This window comes from Novosphingobium sp. NBM11 (genome assembly GCF_015390225.1).
GTDB lineage: Bacteria > Pseudomonadota > Alphaproteobacteria > Sphingomonadales > Sphingomonadaceae > Novosphingobium.
This window is the reverse complement of sequence record NZ_VUOG01000001.1, coordinates 1,889,007-1,913,415: the sequence shown is the minus strand read 5'-3', so window position 1 is coordinate 1,913,415 and position 24,409 is coordinate 1,889,007. Positions and strand designations below refer to the sequence as shown.

Sequence of the window (24,409 nt, the reverse complement as noted above, 5' to 3'; positions counted from 1 at the left end):
CCGATGAACGACCTGACCAAATTCACCAACCAGCTCGCCAAGCCCGAGACGTTCGACCAGATCCAGATCGGTCTGGCCTCGCCCGAGCGCATCCGCTCCTGGTCCTTCGGTGAGATCAAGAAGCCGGAAACGATCAACTACCGCACGTTCAAGCCCGAGCGCGACGGCCTGTTCTGCGCGCGCATCTTCGGTCCGGTGAAGGACTACGAATGCCTGTGCGGCAAGTACAAGCGCATGAAGTACAAGGGCGTCGTCTGCGAAAAGTGCGGCGTCGAAGTCACCGTCACCAAGGTGCGCCGCGAGCGCATGGGCCACATCGAGCTGGCCGCCCCGGTCGCGCATATCTGGTTCCTGAAGTCGCTGCCCTCGCGCATCGGCCTGCTGCTGGACATGCAGCTCAAGCAGCTTGAGCGCATCCTCTACTTCGAAAGCTATGTCGTGATCGAGCCGGGCATCACCCCGCTCGAACGCTACCAGCTGCTGACCGAGGACGAACTGCTCGACGCGCAGGACGAATACGGCGAAGACGCGTTCAGCGCCGGCATCGGCGCCGAAGCGGTCAAGCAGATGCTGATCGACCTCGACCTCGAACAGGAACGCAAGGACCTGATGGAGGAGCTCGCCACCACCAAGAGCGAGCTGAAGCCCAAGAAGATCATCAAGCGCCTCAAGGTCGTGGAATCGTTCATCGATTCGGGCAACCGCCCGGAATGGATGATCCTCGACGTGGTGCCGGTCATTCCGCCGGAACTGCGCCCGCTGGTGCCGCTGGACGGCGGCCGCTTCGCCACGTCGGACCTCAACGACCTGTACCGCCGCGTCATCAACCGCAACAACCGCCTGAAGCGCCTGATCGAGCTGCGCGCGCCCGACATCATCGTGCGCAACGAAAAGCGCATGCTGCAGGAAGCGGTGGACGCGCTGTTCGACAACGGCCGCCGCGGCCGCGTGATCACTGGCGCCAACAAGCGTCCGCTGAAGTCGCTCTCCGACATGCTCAAGGGCAAGCAGGGCCGCTTCCGCCAGAACCTGCTCGGCAAGCGCGTCGACTATTCGGGCCGTTCGGTCATCGTGACCGGTCCGGAACTGAAGCTGCACCAGTGCGGCCTGCCCAAGAAGATGGCGCTCGAACTGTTCAAGCCGTTCATCTACGCCCGCCTCGACGCCAAGGGTCTCTCGATGACCCTGAAGCAGGCGAAGAAGTGGGTCGAGAAGGAACGCAAGGAAGTCTGGGACATCCTGGACGAGGTGATCCGCGAACACCCGGTGATGCTGAACCGCGCGCCGACGCTGCACCGCCTTGGCATCCAGGCGTTCGAGCCGGTGCTGATCGAGGGCAAGGCGATCCAGCTGCACCCGCTGGTCTGCTCGGCCTTCAACGCCGACTTCGACGGTGACCAGATGGCCGTCCACGTGCCGCTTTCGCTGGAAGCCCAGCTCGAAGCGCGCGTGCTGATGATGTCGACCAACAACATCCTCAGCCCCGCCAACGGCAAGCCGATCATCGTGCCGTCGCAGGACATGGTGCTGGGGCTTTACTACCTGTCGATGGATCGCAAGGGCGAGCCCGGCGAAGGCATGATGCTGGCCGACATGGCCGAAGTGCATCAGGCGCTGCACGCCGGTGCCGTGACCATGCACTCCAAGATCATCGCGCGCGTGCCGCAGACGGACGAGAGCGGTCAGCAGTACCTCAAGCGGTACGAGACCACGCCGGGCCGCATGCTGATCGGCGAATGTCTGCCCAAGAGCCACACGGTTCCCTTCGAGCTGGTCAACCGCCTGCTCACCAAGAAGGAAATCGCGGACGTCATCGACCAGGTCTATCGCCACACCGGCCAGAAGGAGACCGTGCTGTTCGCCGACGCGATCATGAGCCTCGGCTTCCGCAACGCGTTCAAGGCGGGCATCTCGTTCGGCAAGGACGACATGATCATCCCCGACAGCAAGGATGCGCTGGTCAACGAAACCAAGGAACTGGTGGCCGATTACGAGCAGCAGTACCAGGACGGCCTGATCACGCAGCAGGAAAAGTACAACAAGGTCATCGACGCCTGGAGCCGTTGCGGCGACCAGGTGGCGAACGCCATGATGGACGAAATCCGCGCGACCCCGGTGGACGAGCACGGCCGCGAAAAGCCGGTCAACTCGATCTACATGATGTCGCACTCCGGCGCGCGTGGTTCGCCGACGCAGATGAAGCAGCTTGCGGGCATGCGCGGCCTGATGGCCAAGCCTTCGGGCGAGATCATCGAAACGCCGATCATCTCGAACTTCAAGGAAGGCCTGACCGTCCTTGAATACTTCAACTCGACGCACGGCGCCCGCAAGGGTCTGGCCGACACCGCGCTCAAGACGGCGAACTCGGGCTACCTGACCCGCCGTCTGGTCGACGTGTCGCAGGACTGCGTGGTGATCATCGACGATTGCGGCACCGAACGGGCGCTCGAAATGCGCGCGATCGTGCAGGGCGGTACGACGATCGCCTCGCTGGGCGAACGCATCCTCGGCCGCACGCTGGCCGAAGACCTGATCGAGGCGAAGACCGGAGCTGTCATCGTCGAGAAGGGCACGCTGCTGGACGAGCCGGCGGTGGCGAAGATCGAGGCGGCGGGCGTCCAGTCCGCGCGCATCCGTTCGCCGCTGATCTGCGAAGCGCAGCAGGGTGTGTGCGGCAAGTGCTATGGCCGTGACCTCGCGCGCGGTACGCCGGTCAACATCGGCGAGGCGGTGGGCGTCATCGCCGCGCAGTCGATCGGCGAGCCGGGCACGCAGCTGACCATGCGTACCTTCCACATCGGTGGTGCGGCGCAGCTCAACGAGCAGTCGCACCTCGAATCGCTCTGCGACGGTACCGTGCAGTACCGCGACATCCCGACGATCACGGACAGCCGTGGCCGCCGCCTGTCGCTGGCCCGCAACGGCGAAATCGTGGTGATGGATACCGAAGGCCGCGAACGCGCGATGCACCGCGTGCCCTATGGTACGCACCTGCTGCACGAGAACGGCGCGATCATCAGCCAGGGCGATCGCCTGGCCGAATGGGACCCGTTCACCACCCCGGTCATCACCGAAAAGCCGGGTATCGTGCGCTATCAGGACCTGATCGACGGCCGCACGCTGACCGAACAGGTCGACGAAGCGACCGGTATCGCGCAGCGCGTCGTCACCGAGAACCGCGCCGGCGGGCGGGCCAAGAAGGATGATCTCCGTCCGCGCCTGACCCTGCTGGACGAGAACTCGGGCGAAACCGCGCGCTACATGCTCGCGGTGGGCACGACGCTCTCGGTGGAGGACGGCCAGGAGGTCAACGCCGGCGACATTCTCGCCCGCGCCAGCCGCGAAGCCGCCAAGACCCGCGACATCACCGGCGGTCTGCCGCGTGTGGCCGAGCTGTTCGAGGCGCGCAAGCCCAAGGACAACTCGATCATCGCCAAGATCGCGGGCCGGATCGAATTCGTCCGCGACTACAAGGCCAAGCGCAAGATCGCGATTATCCCGGAAGAGGGTGAACCGGTCGAGTACCTGGTGCCCAAGAGCCGCGTGATCGACGTTCAGGAAGGCGACTACGTCAAGAAGGGCGACAACCTGATCTCCGGCTCGCCGGACCCGCACGACATTCTCGAAGTCCTCGGTGTCGAGGCGCTGGCGGAATACCTCGTCGCGGAAATCCAGGAAGTCTACCGCTTGCAGGGCGTGAAGATCAACGACAAGCACATCGAGGTGATCGTTCGCCAGATGCTGCAGAAGGTGGAAATCACCGATGGCGGCGATACCACCCTGCTGCCGGGCGAGCAGGTCGATCTCGAAGAGATGAACGAAGTCAACGGCAAGCTGGAAGCGGGCCTGCGCCCGGCCGAAGGCAAGCCGGTGCTGCTGGGCATCACCAAGGCCAGCCTGCAGACGCGTTCGTTCATCTCCGCCGCGTCGTTCCAGGAAACCACCCGCGTGCTGACGCAGGCGGCGGTCGAAGGAAAGCGCGACAGCCTGATCGGTCTGAAGGAAAACGTCATCGTCGGCCGTCTCATCCCCGCCGGTACCGGTGCGGGCATGAACCGACTGCGCGTGGCCGCTTCCAGCCGCGATGCCGCGCTCCGCGCGTCCTATCGCAAGCTGCAGGAATCGCTGATCGCGCCGGAAACGGCGGCCGAGGAACATGCCGCCGAACTGGCGCAGGGTCCCGAAGCGGCGATCGGTAACGATCCGCTGGCGGCGGTCGAGGGTGAAACCCACGGCACCGACGCGGACGCCGGCGAATACCTGATCGAAGGCGACGAGGCGTAAGCCTTCGCGCCTTTGCAGGCCCGACCAGAAAAGCCCCGCCGGAGCGATCCGGCGGGGCTTTTTCGTGCGGGACGTGCGCGCGCGGTCTCGTGGCGCCTATTGCGCGCAGGCCAGCCGTTCCAGCGCGGCAAAGGCGGAGAGCGCGCCGGGATCGGCGAACGGCGCCAGCTGGGCCAGGATCACGCCGGCCATGTCGCGCGCGGGATCGATCCAGTAATAGCAGTTGAGGATGCCGGCCCAGTGCAGGCTGCCGGGCGAGCGGCCCGCCGGCCCCGTCTCGGTGTTCACCAGGAAGCCGCCCAGCGTCCAGCCGCCGCGCTGCCCCGGCAGCGGATCGAACGGCGTGGCGAGCTGGGGCAGGGCGCTGGTCAGCACCCCGGCCGAGAGCGACGCGGGCAGCGCGTCCGCCCGCATCAGCCGTGCCGTTTCCGGCGAGACCACGCGCACGCCGTCCAGCTCGCCGCCGCGCAGCACCATGCGCAGGAACCGCGCATAGTCGGTTGCGGTGGAGGAAAGGCCGCCGCCGCCGCTTTGATAGCTGCCGACGCCCAGCACCATTGGCACCGTCACGAACCCGCGGTCGGCGTCGCGGGCATGGACCTGCGATGCGTTGGCGGGAAGATCGGCGTGAAAGCGCGTTGCCGTCATGCCCAGCGGGCCGGTCAGTTCGCGATCGAACCAGTCCTGCAAGGACAGGCCTGAAACCGCCTCGACGGCGAGGCCCACCCAGTCGGTGCCGGTGCCGTACTGCCATTGCGTGCCCGGATCGAACAGCAGCGGCAGGCGCAGGCTTTCGCGACTGCCGGGCGCGGTCTTCGGGCCGGCCTTGGCGCAACGCAGCAGGGTTTCGTCCATGAAGGTATAGCCGCAGCCGGCGGTGTGGAGCAGCAGGTGGCGCAGCGTGACCGGTGTGCGAGCCGCGCGCAGCATGGGCTGGCCGGCCTCATCGAACCCTTCCAGCACGGGCAGATCGGCCAGATCGGGCAGGATCGCGCCGATCGGCGCATCGAGGTCTAGCTGGCCGCGTTCGACCAGTTGCAGCGCGGCGGTGGAGGTGAGCGCCTTGGTCATCGAGGCGATCTGGAAGAGCGTGTCTTCCCGCATCGGCACGCCGGCCACCGCGTCGGCCATGCCGAAGGCGCGCAGGTACCGGGTTCCAGTGCTGTCGGTGACCAGCGCCACCGCGCCGGGCAGGTTTGCGGCGGCGAGCGCCGCCTCGAATTCCATCGCGCCGTTCATGCAGGTCCTCTCCCTTTGCCCGTCACGGTGGCCCAGACGGACAAAGGGTGCAAGAACCGATGAAAGCGGCGATCAGTGCTTGTTGCGGTGCTCGCCGCGCACCCAGCGCACGGTGCCCGACGCGGCGCGCATCACCACGCTGTCGGTGGTCATCACGCCGTCCTTGCGGACCTTCACGCCCTTCAGCAACGATCCGTCGGTCACGCCGGTTGCCGCGAAGATGCAATCGCCCTTGGCCAGTTCCTTGAGATCGTAGATCTTGTTCAGATCCTCGATGCCCCACTTGCGGGCGCGGGCCTTCTCGTCCTCGTTGCGGAACAGCAGGCGGCCCTTGAACTGGCCGCCGACGCAGCGCAGCGCGGCTGCCGCCAGCACGCCTTCAGGCGCGCCGCCGGTGCCCATGTAGAGGTCGATGCCGGTGTCCTCGTTGGTCACCGCGATCACCCCGGCCACGTCCCCATCGGGAATCAGGTGGATGCCGCAGCCCAGACCGCGCAGTTCGGCGATGATATCGGCATGGCGCGGGCGATCGAGCACGCAGACCGTGATGTCGCACGGCGCCACGCCCTTGGCGTCGGCCACCGCCTTCACGTTTTCGCTCACGCTCTTGGCCAGATCGATGATGCCTTCGGCATAGCCCGGCCCCACGGCCAGCTTTTCCATGTAAACGTCGGGCGCGTTGAGCAGGCCGCCTTCCTCGGCGGCGGCCAGCACGGCCAGCGCATTGGGGCCGGCCTTGGCGGTGATCGTCGTGCCTTCCAGCGGATCGAGCGCGATGTCGATCTTCGGCCCCTTGTCGGGCGCGGCGCCAACCTTTTCGCCGATATAGAGCATCGGTGCCTCGTCGCGCTCGCCCTCGCCGATCACGACGGTGCCGTCCATGTAGAGTTCGTTGAACGCGATGCGCATCGCTTCCACGGCGGCGGCGTCGGCAGCCTTTTCATCGCCCCGGCCGATCAGTTTGGCGGCGCCGATCGCGGCGGCTTCGGTCACGCGGACCATTTCCAGGACGAGAACGCGATCTAGTACCTTGGAGGGGGCGGGCTTTGCGGTAGATTGGCTGCTCACGTTAACTCCTGATTCAGGCTGCGCAGGCGAATGCGATGGCCCTAGACGCGAGGGACAGGTCTTGTCGAGAATAGCTTTGCTGTTCCTGCCCATATTGGCACTGCCGATTGCTTTTTCTTCGCCGGTTCTTGCGCAGAACGTTGCTTCCGAAGCCGACAGGCGGGTTCAACAGGCGATCGATACGCAGAAGGAGCAGGTTGATCTGCGCCGTCCCGAGTGTCGCCCCCGCTCGCGCATTCCGGGCCAGATCGTTGTGTGCGGCGATGCCGAGCGCAACGAGAAGGAGCGCCTGCCCAACCGCGACCAGACCGACACCGCGCGTTCCACCAACGATGGCCTGCCGCGCGCGCCCAACGTCAGCGGATTGCCGGATTGCTCGCGCGGGTGCATCCGCGTCGGCAAGGTGCCCGCGCCGGTCTATTACTTCGACATCACGGCGTTGCCCGAACCGCCGAAGGGGTCCGACGCCGAGAAGATCGCCAACGGCGAGATCCCGGCGCCCTGAAAGTGCTGGCCTGAGGCGGTTATTCGCCGAGAATGTGCATGACCAGCGGGGCTTCGGCCAGGCTGGGCGAACCTTCGAGCAGGCGCAGCGCTTCGGCAATCCCGCTTTCCGGCCCTTCGTGGGTGACCATCGCGACGAGGACCTGCCCGGCGCCCGGCGCATCGCCGGCCACGCCGCGCCCCTTCTGGATCATGCTCTCGATGGAGACGCCGGCATCGCGCATCGCCGCGGTGATTTCCGCGAGCACGCCGGGCCGGTCGGCCACGGTGAAGCGCAGATAGGCGCGGCCGCTACGATGGCCGCTGGCGGCCGGCGTGGCGGGGTCCAGTTCGGCCACGGGAATCGAGAACGGCGCGCCGATGTCTCCGCGCGCGATGTCGATCAGATCGGCGACGACGGCGCTGGCCGTCGGGCCATCGCCCGCGCCCGCGCCCTGGAACAGCAGTGGCCCGGCAAAGTTGCCTTCGACCACGACCGCATTGGTCGCGCCATCGACATGGGCCAGCGGATGATCGCGGTGGACAAGGTGGGGGTGCACGCGCTGGAACAGGCGGCGGTTGCCATGGGCATCCACGTCTGTTTCGGCCATGCCGATCAGGCGGATGTAGTACCCCAGCGCGTCGGCCTGCGCGATGTCGGCGGCCAGCACCCGACGGATGCCGGTGGCGATGACCGACTGGAAATCGGTCGCGGTACCGAACGCGACGCTGGCCAGGATGGACAGCTTGTGCGCGGCGTCGATGCCATCGATATCAAACGTGGGATCGGCTTCGGCATAGCCCTTGGCCTGCGCTTCGGCGAGCACGTCGGCAAAGTCGCGCCCGGTGTCCTCCATGGTCGAGAGGATGTAGTTGCAGGTGCCGTTGAGAATGCCATAGACGCGCTGGATCGCGTTGGCGGCGGCGCCTTCCTTCAAGCCCTTGATCACCGGGATGCCGCCGGCGACGGCCGCCTCGAACTTCAGCGCGGCTTTCGCGGCTTCGGCGCGTGTCGCCAGTTCGATGCCGTGGTGCGCGATCATCGCCTTGTTCGCGGTGACCAGCGCCTTGCCCGCTTCGAACGTGGTGCGCGCCAGCGCCAGCGCCGGGCCATCCGCGCCGCCGACCAGTTCGACCACCACGTCCACATCGGGTCGTTCGCCCAGGATAACCATGTCGTCTTCCCAGTGGTAACCGGAAAGATCGACGCCCCGGTCCTTGCCACGGTTGCGCGCGCTGACGGCGGTGATCACGATGGGGCGCCCGGCGCGGCGCGCGATGATCTCCGCATTGGTCTCGATCAGCCGGATCACCCCGCCGCCGACAGTGCCCAGTCCGGCAAGCGCGATGCGCAAGGGTTCGCTCATGGTATCCCCATCGTCAGGTTTCGGCTCGCGCCCTAGGCGGGGTGGACAAATTCCGCAACGCCGAACAGGGCGCGGACTACGTCCGGAATGCGCTGCGACTGGCCGGTTTCGAGATCGACGTGGACCTGCACGAGCTCGATCGCCGAACGCAGGCTGGCGTCATCGCCGGCGCCGTGCAGTTCGATATGCGTGACCATGCTGCTGTTGCCGAAACGCCCGGGCCAGATGCGCCCTTCGATCAACTCGTCGGGGCGGATCGGCGCGCGGTAATCGACGATCGCGCGCGCCACATGCACTTCGAACGACCCTTCGCCGACGCTCTTGACGCCCAGCGCCCGCCAGAATTCGCTGATCAGGACATCCGCGTATTCAAGATAGCGCGAATTGAAGACGACGCCCTGCGGATCGCACTCGGCATAGCGGACGCGGAAGGTGTGGCGGAACGGCGTGTCGCGATCGTAAGGCATGGCCGCCTTGTAGCCGCGCCGACGGTGCCGGCAAGCCCTCACCCGGGCCTTAACCGGCGGGTTGGCGGCTGCGCGTGCAGGGGCCAAGGTCCGTCAGCACCAGCGCATAGTCCTCTGCGGCCGCGCGCCGGTCTGCCGGCGATCCGGAAAGGTTGGCCTGTGGCGGCAGGGCAGGGGGCAGGAAGCAGGCGAGCCGATACCAGGCCAGGGTATCCTTCGCCGGCGCGCGCGCGGCCTGGTCCACAATTTCGGTGAAGCTGACGCCCCAGCGCGTCGGTTCACCCGGGCGGCGCAGGATCGAGATGGAAACCGGCGCGCCGTTCGCCGTGGCGAGGAAAAGCTGCGTTTCGCCTTCGCCCACGAGATTGCCGGATACGTGCAGCGCCTCGCGCAGGCGGGTGATCGTCGGCGGGGCGTCGGGCGCGACGAGCGCGGTCAGGATCGACCGGGTGGTGGCCTCGACCTCGGGCGTGGCCGGGATGATCGCATCGGGCGCGACAAGCCGTAGCTCGCCGGGCCGGCCCGGCACTGCCTGCGCGAAGAGCAGAACCTGCGTTTTCCGGAGCTTGGGCGCTTTCCCCAGCGCATCGAGCGGCACGTCGGCCAGAAACCGCAGCGATTCGCCCAGATCGGACCCAATCAGGACGGCGGTGGTGCGGGCTTCGAGATAGACGCGGATGTGGCCGGGCGCCACGTCGGGCGCCTGTTCGGGTTTAAGAGGCGCCATCTTCGTCACCTCCGCGCGCGCGACGATGCGCGCCGGCACCGCCAGATCGGCGAGGTCCGCATACGTTGCCGTGACCGGAAAGGCGGTGCGAATCGCGGGTTGAGCCGGGGTTTGCGACCCGGCAGGGCTGGTCAGGCCGGCCAGCGCGAGGGCCGCGGCGAGCGCTGGGACGCGGAACGGGATAGGGGGCATGGGCGGTCCTTCCGCTGTGATCGGGTACGTCGGTTTTTTCCGGATTTTCAGACAGTGCAACCGTGAATCGAACCTTAACCGGAAAAGCATTTGCGCGCCTTTGCCTTCGGAGTTAAAGCTCGCCCCGTTCGGGCAATGCTGAAAACACAAGTCCGAGATGCCGCCGCCGGGCTCCTTGCGCCCGATGTCGGCGGTAACCGGGTTGCCGGCAGGGTGGATTGAATTCTATTGGTTTGGCCAGTCGGATGGAACGGTGATTCTGTCCGAAGGCTCTGCTTTGGCCGGAATCGGTGCACCGGGGGGTGCGTCGGTTCGGGACCGGAGTGGACGATCATGGAGTATTGGAGCTGAATGGCATACGCTGACCAACAGATGAGCGGTAACAAGATCACCGCGCTCATCATCGTCGCGATCCTTCATGTCGTCGTTGGCTATGCGCTGGTGAGCGGGCTGGCGTACTCGGCGTTCAAGAAGGTGAAAGAGGTGACCTCGGCGGTCAAGATCGAGGAAGACAAGCCGCCGGAGGAACCGCCGCCTCCGCCGCCGAAGCAGGATACGCCGCCGCCGCCGATCGTGGCTCCGCCGCCGCCGATCAGCTTTAACGCGCCGGCTCCGCAGGTTCAGGCCGTTACCACGCCGCCGCCGGTCGTTGCGCCTGCGCCTGTCGTGCTGCCGCCGGCTCCCGCCGCGCCGCCGCCGCCGCCGCCTCCCCGGTTCCAGCCCAAGGGCGCTTCGCCGAAGGGCAGCCCGGCAAACTGGGCGACGTCGAACGACTATCCTTCGCGTGCGCTGCGTGAAGAACGCGAAGGCGTTACGGGCTTCCGTGTCTCCATCGGTACCGACGGCAAGGTGGTCGATTGTCAGATCACCAAGTCGAGCGGCAGCCCTGATCTGGACGATGCGACCTGCGCGAACGTCCGTCGTCGCGCGCGCTTCACTCCGGCCACCGATGGCGAGGGCAATCCGACCACGGGTAGCTACGCAAGCTCGATCCGCTGGGTCATCCCGAAGGATTGATCCGGCAGACCCCGGGGATGTTTTGAAATAGCGTTCTCCGCGATCATCAGCTTTTCGCACTTTGACTTGATTTTGAGAGGAAGACCCGAATGTTTATCCAGACTCTCGCCGCTGCGGCCACCGATGCCGCGCCGCAGAACAAGTTCGGCTTCGTCGAAGCCCTTCAGGCCGGCGGTTTCATTTCCTACGCCACCGTCGTGATCCTCGGCATCATGTCGTTCGGTTCGTTCTTCATCCTGTTCACCAAGTTCTTCGAACAGCAGAAGATCCTGGGCCAGTACAAGAGCATCGCCGGTTTCTGGCGCGCCGCCTCGCTGAAGGAAGGCGCCACCAAGCTCGAGAAGAACTCGGCCTGGCGCCAGGTCGTCGACGACGGTATCGCCGCCGACGAACAGGTTTCGAAGATGGACGCCACCGAAGCCCACGACTGGCTGCACGGTTCGCTCGCCCGTTCGGAAGCCACGATCAACGCCAAGCTCGCTGGCGGCCTGCCGTTCCTCGCGACCGTGGGTGCTACCGCGCCGTTCATCGGTCTGTTCGGTACCGTCGTCGGCATCTATCGCGCCCTGATCGCGATCGGTCTCGCCGGTTCGGCCTCGATCGACAAGGTCGCGGGTCCGGTCGGTGAAGCTCTGATCATGACCGCGCTGGGTCTGCTCGTCGCCGTTCCGGCCGTGCTTGCCTACAACTACCTGCAGAGCCGCAACAAGCGCGTTGCCGAACTGCTGACCGGCTTCAGCACCGACGTTCTCGCGAACCTCGCCTCGAAGGGCGTGGTGAAGCCGGCTCTTCCGGCCGCTCCCGCTGCCAAGCCGGCTGCTCCGGCCGCCGCGGCTCCGGTCAAGAAGTAATCGAAAGCCGGGACCGGCGGTTCGCCGCCGGTCCTGTCCGGAACACGGGTCTTGCCGGAGGCCCAGGTTGGCGGGGAACCGCGAACCGAACCTCCGGCCCTCCCGTGGCTCAAATCGGATAGGATGTAACCAATGGCAATGTCTGTAGGTGGCGGCGGCGAAGAGCGCCCGATGTCGGACATCAACACCACGCCGCTCGTGGACGTGATGCTCGTGCTGCTGATCATCTTCCTCATCGCGGTGCCAGTCGCGATCCAGACGGTCGAAAAGCTGAAGGTTCCGATCCTTGTCTCCGAGGAATCGCAGAACAAGGTCGAAAACCTGATGCTCTCGGTCGTTTCCACGGATGCCTCGGGGCGCAGCCCCAAGGAGCCTGGCTACGAGGGTTCGACGCGTAACGGCCAGTGCCGCGTCTATTTCAACAATATCACGCCGGTGGACAACCAGGAGCTGTACAAGCAGGCTTTCGATCGTCTCGACGCGATCGTGAAGCGTGAAGGCGGCGCCGCCAACATGGACCCGGAAAAGATCCCCGAAGTGCACATTCGCGGCGACGTCAACGTTCCGTGGAAGTGCATCGCCGGTGCGATCTACAACGTGCAGGCTGCGGGCTACCCCAAGGTCGGCTTCATCTCGACCCCGGTCGATCCGAACGGCTGACGTTCGTCACCGAACGGTTACACCAGGCCAGAGAGCGAACAGGAGTAACTCCTTATGGCAATGAGCGGCGGCAAGGATGATGGCTCGCCGATGATGGAAATGAACACGACGCCGTTGATCGACGTCATGCTCGTTCTCCTCATCATGTTCATCATCACCATCCCCGTGGCCACCCACGCGGTCAACATCAACCTCCCGCAGGCAAGCCCGCCGAACCCGGACCAGAAGGTCGATCCGGTCAAGAACAAGCTTGTTCTCACGACCGCCGGCCAGATCCTCTGGAACGGCGCGCCGACGACGGAAGGCCAGCTCGTTTCGCTGCTGTCGGCCACCAAGGCGATGAATCCGGAACCGGAACTGCAGTTCCAGCCGGAAGAATACGCCAGCTACGAGACCGCGAACCGGATCCTGAAGATCATCACGGATTCGAAGGTCACGAAGTTCGGCTTCGTCGGCAACGAGAACTTCGCCACCTTCCAGAAGGCCGGCGAATAAGCATCGCGCCCCTTGCGGGAACGAACGAGGGGGGACGGAGCAATCCGTCCCCCTTTGCTTTTGGGGGTTGCGCAGTTTGAACGCGTGAAGCTTGGCTGGCCCACCCCGCTGCGACCAGCGCCGCCTGCGGCAGCTCACGTCTCGCTCCCCTCCCGCTTGCGGGAGGGGGTGGGGGTGGGAAATCTCTACGTTCGCGGCGTATCAAGCCGGACGCATCGCGGCGGCGGCCAGCGTTTCGGCTTCGATCAGCAATTCGTCGTCGGCCGCGCCGGCGGGCAGGCTCTCGCGGCCGATCATCACCATCACCGGCACCGCCATCGGGCTGACCCGATCCAGCCGAACGTGGACGAGCTGCCCGGAGGCGCGTTCCAGCAGATCGGCAAGCCGGCCCACGTCGGTCAGCCGCGCCCGTGCGTCGGCCCAGGCGGCCTGGATCAGCACGTGGTCCGGCTCGTACTTGCACAGCACGTCGTAGATCAGATCGGTCGAGAAGGTGACCTGCCGGCCGCTCTTGCGCCCCGATCGCCCTTGACCGGGCTGCTGTCGCTCGACCAGCCCTGAAATCACCGCCACTTCGCGGAACGCGCGCCGCAGCATGTAGGAATTCTGCACCCATTCGACGAACTCGTGCGAGAGGATGTCGGGCGAAAGCAGGCTGGCCGGATCGTCCACTGGCCGCAGGCCCCAGACTGCCAGCGAATAGTCGTTGGCGACGAAGCCCATCGGTCCGAGCCCCTGGTCCTCCATGCGCCGCGTGATCAGCATGCCCAGCGACTGGTTCGCGTTCCAGCCTTCGAACGTGTAATAGGTGGTGTAGTGGCGGCCGGCGTGGGGGAAGCTTTCGACCAGCAGGTCGCCCGGGCCGGGCAGGCGGCTGCGCCAGTCCTGCATTTCCAGCCATTCGCGGACGTCATCCGGGAAGCGCGCCCATCCTGCCCGATCGACGATCATCGCGCGCACCCGGTCCGAAAGGTGGGTGGTGAGCGGCATCCGAGCGCCCATGTAGCTGGGGATGCGGCCCGATGCCTTTGCCGCGCGCACGATCAGATCCAGATCGCGCACGCTTTCCACTTCCAGGTCCATCCCGGCAAAGCGAAACGTGTCGCCGGGGCTGAGCGCGGCGCCGAAGCCTTCCTCCACCCGCCCCAGCGAACGCCCGTTGCGGAATCGAACCTCCAGCATTTCGGAATCGATGATGATCCCGGCGTTGATGCGGAACCGCGCGGCGTGTTCGGGATGCGCGAGGCGCCACGTTCCGTCGTTCCCGGGCACGATTCTCCGGAACCGGTCGTAGGCGCGCAAGGCGTAGCCGCCGGTGGCCACGAACGCGAGCACGCGCTTCCAGATCGCATCGTCGATCCAGGCATAGGCATCGGACGAGCGCACTTCGGCCAGCAGCGCGGCCTCGTCGAACGGCCCGGCGCAGGCGCAGGCCATGACATGCTGCGCCAGCACGTCGAGGCCGCCCGCGCGGAACTCCTCGCCATCGCGCTGGCCTTCGCGAACCGCGTCCTGCGCCGCCGTGGCTTCCAGGAATTCGAAGCGGTTGCCGGGCGCCAGCAGCGCGCGGCTCGGTTGGTCGAGCCGATGGTTGGCGCGCCCGATCCGCTGCATCAGCCGCGACGACCCCTTGGGGGCGCCCATTTGCACGACGAGATCGACATCGCCCCAGTCGACGCCAAGATCGAGGCTGGCGGTGGCGACCAGCGCGCGCAGTTCCCCCCGTGCCATCGCGCCTTCCACCTTGCGCCGCGCCTCTTTCGACAGCGAGCCGTGGTGAATGCCGATCGGCAGGTGATCCTCGTTCGCGTCCCACAGCTTTTCGAAGATGAATTCGGCCAGGAACCGCGTGTTGGTGAAGACCAGCGTCGTCCGGTTGGCGCGGATCGCGTCCATAAGCTGTGGCACCGCCCACGCGGCGGCGTGCCCGCCCCAGGGGACGCGCTGTTCCACCGGCAGCAGGATATCGACTTCCGGCGGCGCGCCGGGCTCCCCCTCGACTAGCGTAACCGCCGCCGCATCTCCACCTGGCGCCAGCCACCGCCGGTAGGCGTCCGGATCGGCCACGGTTGCCGACAGCGCGCTGCGGCGCAGTTGCGGGGCGATCGCCTGCAACCTGGTCATCGCCAGCGCCAGCAGATCGCCCCGCTTGCCCGAGGCGAAGGCATGGACCTCGTCGATGACGATGCGCTGCAGGTCGGCGAACATCGTCTGCGCTTCGGGATAGCTCAGCAGCAGCGATAGCGATTCGGGCGTGGTCAGCAGCACGTGCGGCGGACGGGCGCGCTGACGGGCCTTGCGGTCCGATGGGGTATCGCCGCTGCGCGTTTCAATGCGGATCGGCAGGCCGATCGCTTCCACCGGCGCCATGAGATTGCGCTGAACGTCGTGCGCCAACGCCTTGAGCGGCGAAACGTAGAGCGTGTGGAGGCCGTCGGGAGGAGGCATTCCACCCAGCCGCGATGGCGCGAATGCCGCGAGCGTCGGAAGGAAACCCGCCAGGGTCTTGCCCGCGCCAGTATCGGCCACGAGCAGGGCGTGCCGCCGCGAGTCGTCGGCGGAGAGCATGTCGCACTGGTGCCGCCGGACGCGCCAGTTTCGCGTGGCGAACCAAGCGCTGATTTCGGGGGGAATTGCGCCTCTATTCATCGTTGAAATATCGCACAATTTGTCCGGAACGGGCCAAAAAGGCGTAGCCCGCTGAAATTTCGGGACTGACCTGCGCGCGGGAAAGCTCTATAGTGTCCTGAATTGGAACAATACGGGTCTGCGCGGTATTGCCGGAGCCGAGCCTCCATCCTGGTGTTGGCCCCGGTGGGGCGCTTCCGCCCGCGGAGGCGCCCCTTTCCGGACGTGTTTCGATCAAGGGAGCCCCGCTTCGCGCGCGACGCCCGATGCGGCAAGTTGCGCGTCAATCGCGTCCAGCAACCGCGCCAGGCCATCCGCATCGTCGCTTTCGGCGCGCGCGGTCAGCGCGGCCTGCGTGTTGGATGCGCGCAGCAGCCACCAGCCGTCGGGCGTGGTCACGCGCGCCCCGTCGATGGTCTCGACCGCGGCGCCGCTCTGGCGCAGGCGCTCCATCACGTCCGCTATCACCGCGAACTTGCGCTCCTCCGCCACGGGAAAGCGCAGTTCGGGCGTGTTGACCGATTCGGGCATCGCGCCGCGGAGCGCCGTGACCGACCGGCCCAGCCGCACGGTGGCGACGATCAGCCGGATCGCGGCATAGAGCGCGTCGTCGAAGCCGAAGTAGCTATCGGCAAAGCAGATATGCCCCGTCATCTCGCCGCCCAGCGGCGCGCCGATTTCGGCCATGCGGGATTTGATCAGGCTGTGGCCGGTCTTCCACATATGGGCCTGTCCGCCCAGCGCGCGGATGCGCGCGAACAGATGGTTGCTGGCTTTCACGTCGGCCACGATCGCGGCGCCGGGGCGCGCTTGCAGCACGTCCTCGGCGAAAATCATCATCAGCTGATCGCCCCAGATCACGCGGCCCACACTGTCGACCACGCCGATCCGGTCGCCGTCCCCGTCGAACGCGACGCCGAACTGCAACGCGTGCGCGGCCACGGTATCGCGCAGGTCGTCTAGATTGGCTTCCACCGTCGGGTCGGGATGGTGGTTGGGGAAGCGGCCGTCCACCGCGGTATGCAGGCGGACATGAAAGCCGGGCATCCGCTCCACCAGCCTGTCGACCACCGGGCCGGCGGCGCCGTTGCCGGCATCCCAGCCGATCCGCAACCCGCCGAGCACGGCGGTTTCGATCCCGTCGAGGGCCGCGAGCAGCGTGGCGACGTAGCTGTCGATCACCGCGGCGTCGGTGACCTGCCCCGTGCCCGTGGCATGGTTCCCCGCCTGCGCCATGGAAGCGAGTTCCGCGATGGCTTCGCCAAAGAACGGGCGGCCCCGCAGCACGAACTTGAAGCCGTTCTGGTCGGCCGGATTGTGGCTGCCCGTGACCTGGATGCCGCCGGTAACGCCGTCCAGCGTCGCTTCGGCGAAGTAGAGCATCGGGGTGGGGCACAGCCCGATCCGCACGACATCGACGCCGGCGGAGAGCAACCCTTCAACCAGCGCCTGCTCCAGCGCGGGCGAACTCAGCCGGCCATCGCGGCCCACCACGATGCGCGGCACTTCGGCTTGCGCCCGGGCCCGGGTTCCGAACGTCTGCCCGATCGCGCGGGCGTCGGCTTCGCCCAGCGTTTGCCCGACCACGCCGCGGATGTCGTATTCGCGCAGGATGGAGGGATGAAAACGGTGCGTCACGATCCGCCGCCCCGTCGATGCGGCCGCCGCCCGGGCGATGTCACCGCCGCTCCGCCAGCCGCCCGAGCAGGAGATCGCGTGCGGCATTGGCTTCGTGGACCGCTTCCGACGAGCCGCCACGATCCGGATGGACCTGCGCGATCCGGCGGCGATGAGCCTCCACGATGTCATCCCGCGAGGCTTGCGGGGGCACGCCCAGCAGCGTGCGCGCACGGCTTTCGGCGCCGGCGCGCTCGCTGTCGCGCCACAGTTCCCATGGCCAGCGCCCGGCAAGCAATCGCACGGCGACACTGGCCAGGACCGCAAGCCAGATCAGCTTGATCATGCGGCGCTTTCCAGCGTCCCCGCATGAGCGCCGAGCGCGCCGGTGGGCATCGGCAGGTTGAGGCCCGCGACCAGCGAGCGCAGCTCCTGCCGCGCCACAAGGTGGCTGGTGCCGAGTTCGCCGAGATGACCCTTGTCGAGCAGTGTCAGGCCCGACGGGAACAGTTCGCGATAGATCACGCGTTCGGACAGGCCGCTGGCGATGCGGAAGCCGACGCGCTTGGACAGTTCGACCAGCGCCTGATCGATGCGGCGCTGGTTGCGCGCCTCGATATGCTGGGTGCGGTTGCGCACGACAACCCAGTCCATCTCGCGCCGCGCTTCGCGAATCGTGGTCATCGCGCGCTTCTTGCGGGCTTCCCAGATCAGTTCGGCGTAGAACGAAAGGCGGCGGACCTTGAAGGTTTCCGCGTCCACCTGCCCGATCAGGTCGAAGTCCACGAAGCTGTCGTTCAGCGGCGTGACCAGCGTATCGGCACGGGTGGCGACGTGGCGGGCCAGCGGATCGTCACGCCCCGGGGTATCGAACACGATGAAATCGTGCCCGGCGGAAAGCTGTTCGGTCAGCGCTTCAAGCTCGTCAACATTGTCACCGCCATAGACCGCGAACGTCGCCGTCGGCAGATCGATCTGCCGGCGCTTCTGCGTTTCCGCGCGATTTTCCAGATAGCGGTGCAGCGTGCGCTGCCGCGCATCGAGGTCGATCGCCGCCACGCGCGCGCCCTGATAGGCGAGCGCGACCGCCACGTGCACGGCGGTGGTGGACTTGCCGGTGCCGCCCTTTTCGTTGGCAAAGACGATCCGGTGCGGACCTGCGGGCTGCTGCGGTGCGGGTGGCGGTGCTCCGATGGACAAGGAATGAACTCGCTGCTTGTGTTGCCGACAGGTCCGGCAGTGCTTGCCGCCGGAGGGGGACGGGGGGTAGGAACCCCGCTTCGTCCCTTGTCGTGAATTAAAGGAGAGGCAGGCCCGGTGCAAACCATCTCTAGGCTCGATACCCTGCGCGAAGCGGTGGACCTGCTCAAAAACGGGGGAAAAACCCTCGCGATCGTCCCCACCATGGGGGCATTGCACGAGGGGCACCTGACGCTGGTGCGCGAGGCGCGGCGCCGCGCCGACCATGTGGCCGTTTCGATCTTCGTCAATCCGCGCCAGTTCGGCCCGAACGAGGATCTCGATGCCTATCCGCGCCGCATGGCCCAGGATGCGGCGCTGCTGGAGGCCGAAGGCGTGGCCCTGCTGTGGGCGCCGACGGTCGATCAGGTCTATCCCGATGGCTATGCCACCAATGTCTCGGTTTCCGGGCTGGACGCGGTGCTGTGCGGCGCGGCGCGGCCGGGGCATTTCGATGGCGTGGCGACGGTGGTGTGCAAGCTGTTCAACCAGGTGCGGCCGGATATCGCGCTGTTCGGCGAGAAGGACTGGCAGCAGCTGGCCATCATCCGCCGCATGGCGCGCGATCTCGATCTGACGCAGCCCTGTGCCGACGCGATCATCGGCGTGCCCACGGTGCGCGAGGACGATGGCCTCGCCATGAGCAGCCGCAACCAGTATCTCACGCCCACGGAACGGGCTCAGGCGGCGGGCCTTTCGCAGGCGATGCGCAAGGCGATCGCCGCGATCGAAGGCGGCGCCGGGGTGGCCGGTACGCTCGCGATGCTGCGTGCCGAAATTCTCGCTTTCGGCTTCGCCTCGATCGATTACGCCGACCTGCGCGATGCGGCGACGCTGGAGGAGGTGGCGGCCCTGACCGGACGGCCCGCCCGTCTGCTGGTGGCCGCGCGGATCGGCAAGGCGCGGCTGATCGACAACATGCCCGTGGGTTAGCTGGCAGGAGCGTCCGGATAGGCGTCGATTACCGGTCCGAGCGCGGCGCGCAGCGGGTCCAGCCATTCCGCGTAGTTAGCCCAGTGCTCTACCGCGTCGGTGAAGATCGGCTGGCGCACCTGTTCGGAACTCGCCGTGCGCACCGCCCGCCGGGTTTCCCAGAACGAGAGGCAGGCCTCCTCGAACGGCAGCCCCAGGTGGCCGAGCAGGCGGCGGACTTCGGCCTCGGTATCGGCCACCATCCTCTCGTAGATCACGCGGTGCACCGCGCCGGGCGCCTGGCGGTCGAACGCGGCCATCAGCGCGACGTAATCGGCATAGTACCGGCCGATGTCGCCAAGATCATACGTGAACGTCTGCCCGCGCGCGAAATGCTGCTTCCAGCCGGAAAAGCAGCAGGCCATCGGATGGCGGCGCGCATCGACGATCTTGGCGTTGGGAAGGATTAGCCGGATCAGGCCGATATGCTGCCAGTTGTTGGGCATCTTGTCGATGAACAGCGGCTTGTCGGTCTGGCGGTGGACGCGGGTGCGCTCGATATATTCCTCGCCCAGCCGCAGCCGGTCCGCCGGCGTCAGCGAGGAGACCATCGCGCGGAAATCAGGAAACTCGCCTTCGTCCACACGCGCTTGCAGGCGGCTGGCGATGATCATCATTTCCGCCAGTTCCATCGTCCCTTCCACCTGGCTGTGGCTGGAAAGGATCTGCTCCACCAGCGTCGAGCCGGAGCGCGGCAGGCCGACAACGAAGATCGGATCGGGCGCGGGACAGCCGCCTTCGCCCATCGCGGCGATGAAGGCGCTGGTAAACGTCTCGCGCGTCGCGGCCACTTCCGCTGAAAACTGGTCCGCGTCATGCCGCACCATCGTGCGGCGCAGGTGGTTGCCCCGGTCATAGTGGCGGAACGAGGCGGGATAGTCCTTCGCGTCCTCGTAGGCCTTCCCCAGCGAGAAGTGCAGGTGGAACACGTCTTCCTGCCGGTCCGCCGCCTCCGGCTCCAGGGTGGCCAGCGCCTGCTCCATCGCCGTGATGTCGTCCGTGCCGAACTTGACGGTCTTGAGGTTGGCAAGGCTCCACCATGCCTCGCCCATCGTTGGCAGGTGCGCCACCGCCTGGCGGTAGGCGTGCACCGCTTCGGGCTGTTCGCCCAGCGTTTTCAGCACATGGCCCAGGTTTTGCCAGACCTGCGGCTGGTCCGCCTTCTGCGCCAGCAGCTTTTCGTAAAGTACCCGTGCCCGCTCCTGATCGCCCAACCGCACCAGCACGGAGGCCATGATCAGGTCGTGCCCCGGATTGTTCACCGGCGAGCGTGCCAGCACTTCGGCGTGCTCGAGCGCTTCGGGCAGGCGGTTGGTCTGCAGCAGCAGGCGGATCAGGAAATCGCGGGCCAGATCGAAGCCGGGGGCAAGGTCCAGCGCGCGCCGGACGAGCGTCATCGCTTCGGCCATGTCCGCGCGCCGCCAGGCAACCTCGCCCAGCAGGCGGGTGCCCACGGGATCGTCGGGCAACCGTTCCAGTCGTGCCTTCAGGGTGGCTGCGGCGTCCTCGAGCTGCCCTTCGTTCATCGCCATCGCCGCCTGGACCAGTTCGGGATCGCGCGAAGCGGCGTGAATGCCGGAAAGGTCGGCGCGCCAGCCGTCTTCGTGGCGGCCGTCCTTGCGCAATTCCCCCGCCAGCAGGAACCAGCCGCTCGCCACGCCGGGCTGCTGCCGGGTGAGACTTTCGAGCGCGGCGATTGCCTGATGGACATCCCCCGCTTCGCTGGCCGCCTGTGCCCATTCCCACAGCACCGGGGGCGCCCCGGGGTGCCTGCGGGCCAGCGCGGCGAGTCGCGGCAGGGCCGCCCCGGCGTTACCCAGCCGGCGCAGGGCCTGGCACGCGATCATTTCCGCCGGCGGCAACCCCGGCGCATTCTTCAGCACCGCGTCGGCCAGCGTCAGCGCTGCTTCCGGTTCGGCGTCGAGCAGCCGTACGGCACGCTCCAGCGCCTCGTTCGCCGTCTCTTCGCGACTGGCCGTCATGCTGCCCGCCATGTGTCGATCCCGTGTTTGCAACTGCGAAATTTGTGCCGACGGAAAGGATATTTGTCGAGTCAATATGCACCTCCGTGCTTTTGCAACAAGGAAGTTGACACCTGTCCAATCGCTGGCACTATCGATTTCGGACAGGCGTACTAACTTCGGTTTGGGGCGCGAAAGTCCGGGGCATTTGAGATTTTGAACCTGCCGTCGCCACGCCGTGGCGGCGATCCGCGAGGCATCTGCTTCGCGGGGGCGGAGGGGTTGTGCGTGTGCGAGCCCTTGGTTGTTCGCGATTGCACAATTTCCGCTCGGCAAGGCGGCAGGCACTGGTGGCGAGACCCGGGAACCGGGCCGCACGATCCTTGGGAGAGGATGAAAGGCGCGAACGTCAAAAGGGGGGCTTATGAAAACTGCATGCAAGTCGCGCTCGCTCAAGATCATGGGAATGCTGGGCGCGTCGACATTCCTGACCGGACTGGCGCTGCCGGGCACCGCCTTCGCGGAAGATCAGGCCGCCCCCGCCGAACAGCCGGCGGATGCCGCGCCCGCGGCTGGCGAGGGCCTTGGCGAAATCATCGTGACCGCCACGCGCAGCGCGCAGAGCATCCAGAAGGTGCCGATCTCCATGCAGGCGCTCAGCGCCGACACGCTGGGGCAGCGGCAGGTCAAGGGCCTGAGCGACTTCGCCACGCTGCTGCCGTCGGTCTCGTTCGCGGGCCTTGGGCCTGGCCGTCAGACCATCTATTTCCGCGGGATCGTCCCCGCCGGCGGCAACTACGCATCGGCCGGCTATTACATTGACGATATTCCGATCACGGGCACCGGCTCGCCCGATATCCATGCCTACGATCTGGAACGCGTCGAGGCGCTGTCCGGTCCGCAGGGTACCTTGTATGGTGCGGGATCGCTGGCCGGCACGATCCGCATCATCACCAACAAGCCCAAGCTGGGCAAGTTCGAGTTCGGCGCGGAATCCGAAGTCAACAAATACGGCAAGGGTGCCTTTGGCGGCCAGATCCAGGGCTACGTCAACCTGCCCGTCACCGAAACGGTGGCGGTGCGCGCGATGGCCTACTACCGGCGCGATGGCGGCTATGTCGACAACACGCCTAACAATGGAAAGTTCAACGACGGGCGGTCTTCGACGCTGGAACTGGGGGACAATAATTCGCTCACCAGCTACACGCTCAACAACGCCGCGATCGCCAAGAAGGACTATAATCCGATCTACGAATATGGCGGCCGCCTGTCGCTGCTGTGGGAACCGGCGCCCGGCTGGGAAGTCAATCCGCAGGTCACGGCGCAAAGGCAGATCGCCTACGGCTATTTCGGTTACGATCCGCGCGTCGGCGATTTGCAGGTCCACGATTACGATCTCACGCGGCAGGACGACAAATGGGTGCAGGCCCAGTTGAGCATCCACGGCCACATCGGCGACTTCGACGTCGTCTCGGCGACGGGCATCTTCCGCCGCAACACCAAGCTGCGTAACGATTACACCTACTACACCGTGACTTATGACGGTTTCGGCGGCGGATATGAAAACTATCTGCAGTTCTTCGACAAGGCGGGCTGTACCGGATCGGGCTTGACGCTCAAGTGTTCGACGCTGATCAACCCGACGCAGTACTATCACCAGGATAACAACCGTAACAAGTTCACGCAGGAACTGCGCATCTCGACGCCGAAGAGCTGGCCCTTTGATCTGACGATCGGCGGTTTCTACCAGTCGCAACAGCAGGAAAACAACAACTACTACGCGATCCACGGCCTTGACCAGATCGCGGGCTATACCAAGGCTGGCGCGTACAGCTCCGGCAGCGGCAATACCACGTCTCTGGCGGGCTTCGGCATCCCGACCGCGGCCGGCGGCACGATGGTCGTCAGCCCGTCCGCCGCGGTGAAGGGCGATGGCTTCTACATCACCGAGAACAACCAGAGCTACCACGACGAGGCGATCTTCGCCGAGGGTCACTACAAGATCTTCGAGAACCTGAAGCTGACCGGCGGCATCCGCTACTTCTGGACCGACTACAAGATCAAGGGCTTCTCCGGCGTTACCGCTTCGGCGCTCGGTGTGGGTTGTACCGTGCCCCTGCCGGCCGAGCGGCTCGCCTGTTCCAACCAGAACCCGCTCGCGGCGGACGGCTACGGCCGGTACAAGGAGCAGGGAGAAACGCACAAGGTGGCGCTCGACTGGCAGGTCACGCCAACCAAGATGATCTATTTCAACTATTCCACCGGCTTCCGGCCGGGCGGCTACAACCGGCCGCTGCGCATCCGCGCTTCGGGCGGGCTGCCGCAGGTGACGGTTGCCGCGCCGGCGTTCAAGTCGGAAACGCTCACCAACTTCGAACTGGGCATCAAGACGACGTGGAACAACATCTTCCGCTTCAATGCCTCCATCTACCTCGAAAACTGGGATAATATCCAGTACGGCGTGGTTGTCGCCGGCGCGCAGGGCGCGGGTTACACCGGCAACGCCGGCACGGCCCAGGTCAAGGGCGTGGAATACGATGCCGATCTCAAGCTCGGCAAGGTGACCATCTCGACCTCGGGTGCTTACAACGACGGCAAGCTGACCGGTAACTTCTGCAACTTCGTGGCGGACCGTGCCGCGTTGTCGATCGTGCAGCTGGCCTCTTGTCCGACCGGTTCGAGGGTCGTCGTGAACGGCACCTCGACCTCCGCGGTCGCTGCCGCAGACGGTACCCGGCTGCCGCGTCAGCCGCAGTTCAAGGGGACGACCTCGATCCGCTATGACACCACAGTCGGTGACTATGCGGTCTATCTGCAGGGCGCGGCGTTGTATCAGACCTCGGCGACGCAGGACCTGAACGTCGAGCAGAACAACCTTCTGACCTGCGGCACCTTGGCGCTTGCCGCTTCGCGGACCGCTGCCGGAAAATCCTGCAGCACTCCGGGGTTCGTCAGCTTCGATTTCTCCGGTGGTCTCAAGATCAACAACTGGAGCTTCGACGTGTTCATCCAGAACGCGTTCGACAAGCGCGGCACGTTGACGACGAACACCTTCTGTTCGATCACGTTCTGCTCCGGATCGTCGCGTAACTTCACGATCCGGCCGCAGTTCTTCGGTTTGCGCGCCGGCGTGAAATACTGA

The 24,409-nt window shown here is 66.1% G+C and carries 18 protein-coding genes; 8 read left to right on the top strand and 10 right to left on the bottom strand.

Translation table 11 applies throughout. The features are described from left to right. Positions 1–3 precede the first annotated feature (3 nt). Complete coding sequence (gene rpoC, locus F1640_RS09105; protein ID WP_125954088.1) at positions 4–4,284, top strand: DNA-directed RNA polymerase subunit beta'; 4,281 nt, start codon at positions 4–6, stop codon at positions 4,282–4,284. A 96-nt stretch (positions 4,285–4,380) separates the two neighbouring features. Here rpoC and F1640_RS09100 read toward each other — a convergent pair whose 3' ends face one another. Beyond that, a complete protein-coding gene (locus F1640_RS09100; protein ID WP_194918818.1) occupies positions 4,381–5,523 on the bottom strand; it encodes a serine hydrolase in 1,143 nt (380 codons plus the stop codon). Positions 5,524–5,595: 72 nt separating this feature from the next. Further along, positions 5,596–6,591 carry a class II fructose-bisphosphatase gene (gene glpX / locus F1640_RS09095; RefSeq protein ID WP_223806470.1) on the bottom strand — a complete coding sequence of 332 codons (996 nt, stop codon included), beginning with the start codon at positions 6,589–6,591 and terminating at the stop codon, positions 5,596–5,598. A 61-nt stretch (positions 6,592–6,652) separates the two neighbouring features. On the opposite strand from glpX, the gene F1640_RS09090 reads away from it, so the two are divergent. Further along, the gene (locus F1640_RS09090; RefSeq protein WP_124808072.1) at positions 6,653–7,096 is read left to right on the top strand and encodes a hypothetical protein; all 444 of its coding nucleotides are present in this window, start codon (positions 6,653–6,655) and stop codon (positions 7,094–7,096) included. Between the two features lie 19 nt (positions 7,097–7,115). Here F1640_RS09090 and F1640_RS09085 read toward each other — a convergent pair whose 3' ends face one another. Genes F1640_RS09085 through F1640_RS09075 form a run of 3 tightly spaced genes read right to left on the bottom strand, consistent with a single transcriptional unit; the run spans position 7,116 to position 9,827 of the window. After that, positions 7,116–8,441, bottom strand: coding sequence for a homoserine dehydrogenase (locus F1640_RS09085; RefSeq protein WP_194918816.1), 1,326 nt, complete (start codon positions 8,439–8,441; stop codon positions 7,116–7,118). A gap of 32 nt (positions 8,442–8,473) precedes the next feature. After that, positions 8,474–8,908, bottom strand: a complete 435-nt coding sequence (locus F1640_RS09080) for a thioesterase family protein (protein ID WP_125954086.1) — start codon at positions 8,906–8,908, stop codon at positions 8,474–8,476. 49 nt (positions 8,909–8,957) lie between these two features. Next, entirely contained in the window at positions 8,958–9,827 is an 870-nt protein-coding gene (locus F1640_RS09075; protein ID WP_194918814.1) for a hypothetical protein, read from the bottom strand. Between the two features lie 351 nt (positions 9,828–10,178). On the opposite strand from F1640_RS09075, the gene F1640_RS09070 reads away from it, so the two are divergent. The 4 genes from F1640_RS09070 to F1640_RS09055 all read left to right on the top strand — a co-directional run bounded on the left by F1640_RS09070 (position 10,179) and on the right by F1640_RS09055 (position 12,850). Then, positions 10,179–10,844 carry an energy transducer TonB gene (locus F1640_RS09070; RefSeq protein ID WP_124808076.1) on the top strand — a complete coding sequence of 222 codons (666 nt, stop codon included), beginning with the start codon at positions 10,179–10,181 and terminating at the stop codon, positions 10,842–10,844. Between the two features lie 89 nt (positions 10,845–10,933). After that, on the top strand, positions 10,934–11,695 hold the full coding sequence (locus F1640_RS09065; protein ID WP_124808077.1) for a MotA/TolQ/ExbB proton channel family protein: 762 nt from the start codon (positions 10,934–10,936) through the stop codon (positions 11,693–11,695). A gap of 132 nt (positions 11,696–11,827) precedes the next feature. After that, positions 11,828–12,355: a biopolymer transporter ExbD gene (locus tag F1640_RS09060; RefSeq protein WP_124808078.1), complete on the top strand. Its 528-nt coding sequence runs from the start codon at positions 11,828–11,830 to the stop codon at positions 12,353–12,355. 54 nt (positions 12,356–12,409) lie between these two features. Beyond that, complete coding sequence (locus F1640_RS09055; RefSeq protein WP_124808079.1) at positions 12,410–12,850, top strand: biopolymer transporter ExbD; 441 nt, start codon at positions 12,410–12,412, stop codon at positions 12,848–12,850. A gap of 201 nt (positions 12,851–13,051) precedes the next feature. Here the strand turns inward: F1640_RS09055 and F1640_RS09050 are convergent, their stop codons facing one another. From F1640_RS09050 to F1640_RS09035, 4 genes are all read right to left on the bottom strand, one after another. Next, the gene (locus tag F1640_RS09050) at positions 13,052–15,499 is read right to left on the bottom strand and encodes a ligase-associated DNA damage response DEXH box helicase (RefSeq protein ID WP_194918812.1); all 2,448 of its coding nucleotides are present in this window, start codon (positions 15,497–15,499) and stop codon (positions 13,052–13,054) included. Positions 15,500–15,712: 213 nt separating this feature from the next. Next, positions 15,713–17,116 carry a phosphoglucomutase/phosphomannomutase PgmG gene (gene pgmG / locus F1640_RS09045; protein WP_194921292.1) on the bottom strand — a complete coding sequence of 468 codons (1,404 nt, stop codon included), beginning with the start codon at positions 17,114–17,116 and terminating at the stop codon, positions 15,713–15,715. A 40-nt stretch (positions 17,117–17,156) separates the two neighbouring features. Then, complete coding sequence (locus F1640_RS09040) at positions 17,157–17,441, bottom strand: molecular chaperone DnaJ (protein WP_124808082.1); 285 nt, start codon at positions 17,439–17,441, stop codon at positions 17,157–17,159. After that, positions 17,438–18,289: a division plane positioning ATPase MipZ gene (locus F1640_RS09035; RefSeq protein ID WP_124808236.1), complete on the bottom strand. Its 852-nt coding sequence runs from the start codon at positions 18,287–18,289 to the stop codon at positions 17,438–17,440. The genes F1640_RS09040 and F1640_RS09035 overlap by 4 nt, the downstream gene beginning before the upstream one ends. A gap of 123 nt (positions 18,290–18,412) precedes the next feature. Between F1640_RS09035 and panC the strand changes: the two genes are divergently transcribed. Continuing rightward, a complete protein-coding gene (gene panC, locus F1640_RS09030) occupies positions 18,413–19,267 on the top strand; it encodes a pantoate--beta-alanine ligase (protein WP_194918810.1) in 855 nt (284 codons plus the stop codon). On the opposite strand, the gene F1640_RS09025 is transcribed toward panC, so the two are convergent. Continuing rightward, entirely contained in the window at positions 19,264–21,288 is a 2,025-nt protein-coding gene (locus F1640_RS09025) for a tetratricopeptide repeat-containing sulfotransferase family protein (RefSeq protein ID WP_194918808.1), read from the bottom strand. The two genes, panC and F1640_RS09025, sit on opposite strands and share 4 nt — an antisense overlap. Before the next feature lie 403 nt (positions 21,289–21,691). Between F1640_RS09025 and F1640_RS09020 the strand changes: the two genes are divergently transcribed. Then, a complete protein-coding gene (locus tag F1640_RS09020) occupies positions 21,692–24,409 on the top strand; it encodes a TonB-dependent receptor (protein ID WP_255530321.1) in 2,718 nt (905 codons plus the stop codon).